Source organism: Bradyrhizobium sp. Unk1, assembly GCF_059512345.1.
The window spans coordinates 1-2,405 of the sequence record NZ_JCAMOP010000144.1 but is presented as its reverse complement, the minus strand read 5'-3'; the positions used below and the strand labels follow the sequence as shown (position 1 = coordinate 2,405).

2 protein-coding genes and 1 pseudogene are annotated in these 2,405 nt (G+C 63.5%); all 3 read left to right on the top strand.

Annotation, left to right across the window (positions count from 1 at the left end):
- A pseudogene (locus AC5ZFO_RS47670) lies at nucleotides 1–270 on the top strand (hypothetical protein); the annotation flags it as partial.
- Complete coding sequence (gene tnpB / locus AC5ZFO_RS47665; RefSeq protein WP_496124222.1) at nucleotides 267–617, top strand: IS66 family insertion sequence element accessory protein TnpB; 351 nt, start codon at nucleotides 267–269, stop codon at nucleotides 615–617. The pseudogene AC5ZFO_RS47670 and the gene tnpB, both read left to right, overlap by 4 nt.
- Nucleotides 618–662: 45 nt before the next feature.
- The gene (tnpC, locus tag AC5ZFO_RS47660; RefSeq protein WP_496124221.1) at nucleotides 663–2,327 is read left to right on the top strand and encodes an IS66 family transposase; all 1,665 of its coding nucleotides are present in this window, start codon (nucleotides 663–665) and stop codon (nucleotides 2,325–2,327) included.
- Nucleotides 2,328–2,405: the final 78 nt, after the last annotated feature.

Here is a 2,405-nt window from a genome sequence, read left to right as displayed (position 1 = left end):
GCTCGCGTGGCCGGGCTTCATGTGAGCCAGCTGTTCAGGTGGCGCAAGGAGCTTTGCAGGCACGGCGAAGCGAGCATGGCGCCATTTGTTCCGGTCGAGATTGGTCCGTCTGCGGAGGTGGCCGAGGCGCCATTGACGACGCCGGCGCGTCGACGCAAGAGCCAGGGCATCATCGAGATTGATCTTGGTAGCGGGCACCGCATCCGGGTCGATGGCGACGTTGATGGAGACGCGCTACGTCGCGTTCTCGATGCTTTGGTCCGCCGATGATGATCCCGGTTCCGACGGGCGCGCGAGTGTGGCTCGCGACAGGCTACACGGACATGCGCCGAGGCATTCCGTCCTTGGCACTCCAAGTGCAGGAGGTGCTGCACAAAGACCCGCTCAGCGGTCATTTGTTTGTCTTCCGCGGTCGCCGCAGCGATCTTGTGAAGCTGATCTGGCACGATGGCCAGGGAGCATGCCTTTTTACCAAAAGACTGGAGCGAGGAAGGTTTATCTGGCCATCGGTTGGCGGTGAAACGGTGACGATCTCGCCGGCGCAGTTGAGCTATCTGTTGTCCGGAATCGATTGGCGCACTCCGCAAGAAACCCAGCGTCCGACGCGGGTCGGATAACCGTTTTGGGTTTGCATCTGCTGCTCGATCTGATTCAATGGCTTCATGACCTCGAAGCCGGACGATCTTCCTGCGGAACTTGCGAGCGCCTACATGGCGCTGCTGGCCGAGCGCAAGGCGTTGGAGGTTGAGCGCGACGTCGCAGTCGCGGATGCCGCCAGCGCGCGGGCGGAGCTGTCGGACAACGAAGCGCTGATCGCACATCTCGAGCTGCGGATCGAGAAGCTCAAACGCGAACTGTACGGGCCGCGGTCCGAGCGGACGGCGCGGCTGATCGAGCAGTTGGAATTGGAGCTCGAAGAGCTGATCACCACGGCGAGTGAGGATGAGCTCGCCGCGCGTGCCGCGGCTGCAAAGGTACAGAACGTTCGGGCCTTCACGCGCAAGCGGCCGGTGCGCAAGCCTTGGCCGGACGACATCGAACGCGAGCGGGTCGTCATTGAGGCGCCAACGACCTGCGCCTGCTGCGGTGGGGCGCGCCTGGCGAAGCTGGGCGAGGATGTGACCGAGACGTTGGAGGAGATCCCGCGCCGGTTCAAGCTGATAGAGACGGTTCGAGAAAAGTTCACCTGCCGCGATTGCGAGAAGATCAGCCAGCCGCCGGCACCGTTCCATGCCACGCCGCGCGGCTTCATTGGTCCTCAATTGCTGGCGACGATCCTGTTCGACAAGTTCGGCATGCATATCCCGCTCAATCGCCAGAGCGCGCGCTTTAAGGCCGAGAGGATCGATTTGCCGCTATCGACGCTGGCCGACCAGGTCGGCCACGGAACCTTCGTCGTCATGCCGCTGTTCCAGCTGATCGAGCGTCATGTGCTCGCGGCCGAGCGCCTTCATGGCGACGACACCACCATCCGCATCCTGGCCAAGAGCAAGTGCACGACTGGCCGGATCTGGACCTATGTGCGGGATGACCGGCCCTACGGTGGGCCTGCGCCGCCGGCGGCGGTCTATTACGCCTCGAGCGATCGAAGGGGCGAACATCCCCAGAAGCATCTGGCCGCCTTCGCCGGTATCCTGCAGGCGGATTGCTATAGCGGCTTCGAACCGTTGTTCGACCCGAAAAGGAAAGCGATGCCGATCACGCCCGCATTTTGCCTGGCCCATGCGCGGCGGGGCTTCTTCGAGCTGGCTGACATCGAAAAAACCGCCCGGGACGGACAGAAAGGCAAACCGGTCTCCCCGATCGCACTGGAGGCGGTCAGGCGTCTTGACGCCCTGTTCGAGATCGAGCGCGCCATCAACGGCCGCAATGCCGACGAGCGGCGTGCCGTGCGTCAGGAGAGAAGCAAGCCGCTGCTCGACGACATGCGCGCCTGGCTGCTCCGAGAGCGAGAAACCCTCTCGCGCTCCTCCGAGGTCCTGAAGCCCATGAACTACATGCTCAGGCGTTGGGACGACTTCGCCCGCTTCCTCGACGATGGCAGGATCTGCCTCAGCAACAACGCCGCCGAAAGAGCGTTGCGCGGTATCGCCTTGGGAAGGCGCAACTGGACCTTCGCCGGCAGTCTGCGTGGCGCTGACCGCGCCGCCATCATGCTGACGATGATCACAACCTGTCGCCTGAACGACGTCGATCCCAAAGCCTGGCTCGGCGACATCCTCGCCCGTATCGCCGATCTTCCCGCATCGCGTCTGCACGAGCTGCTGCCCTGGGAATGGAAGCTCCTGCGCCAAGCCGACAACCCAACCGATCAGGAAGCCGCCTGACCGTCACGCATCGCCATCATAGAACCCGCCGTGCTCGCGCGCATGCGTCAATCAGGCGGTCTTCGTCGTATGCGTACG

What these genes read in the sequence shown, in the direction of transcription:
- tnpB (WP_496124222.1), top strand. Translation starts at nt 267, where the DNA reads ATGATGATCCCGGTTCCGACGGGCGCGCGAGTGTGGCTCGCGACAGGC.
- tnpC (WP_496124221.1), top strand. Translation starts at nt 663, where the DNA reads ATGACCTCGAAGCCGGACGATCTTCCTGCGGAACTTGCGAGCGCCTAC.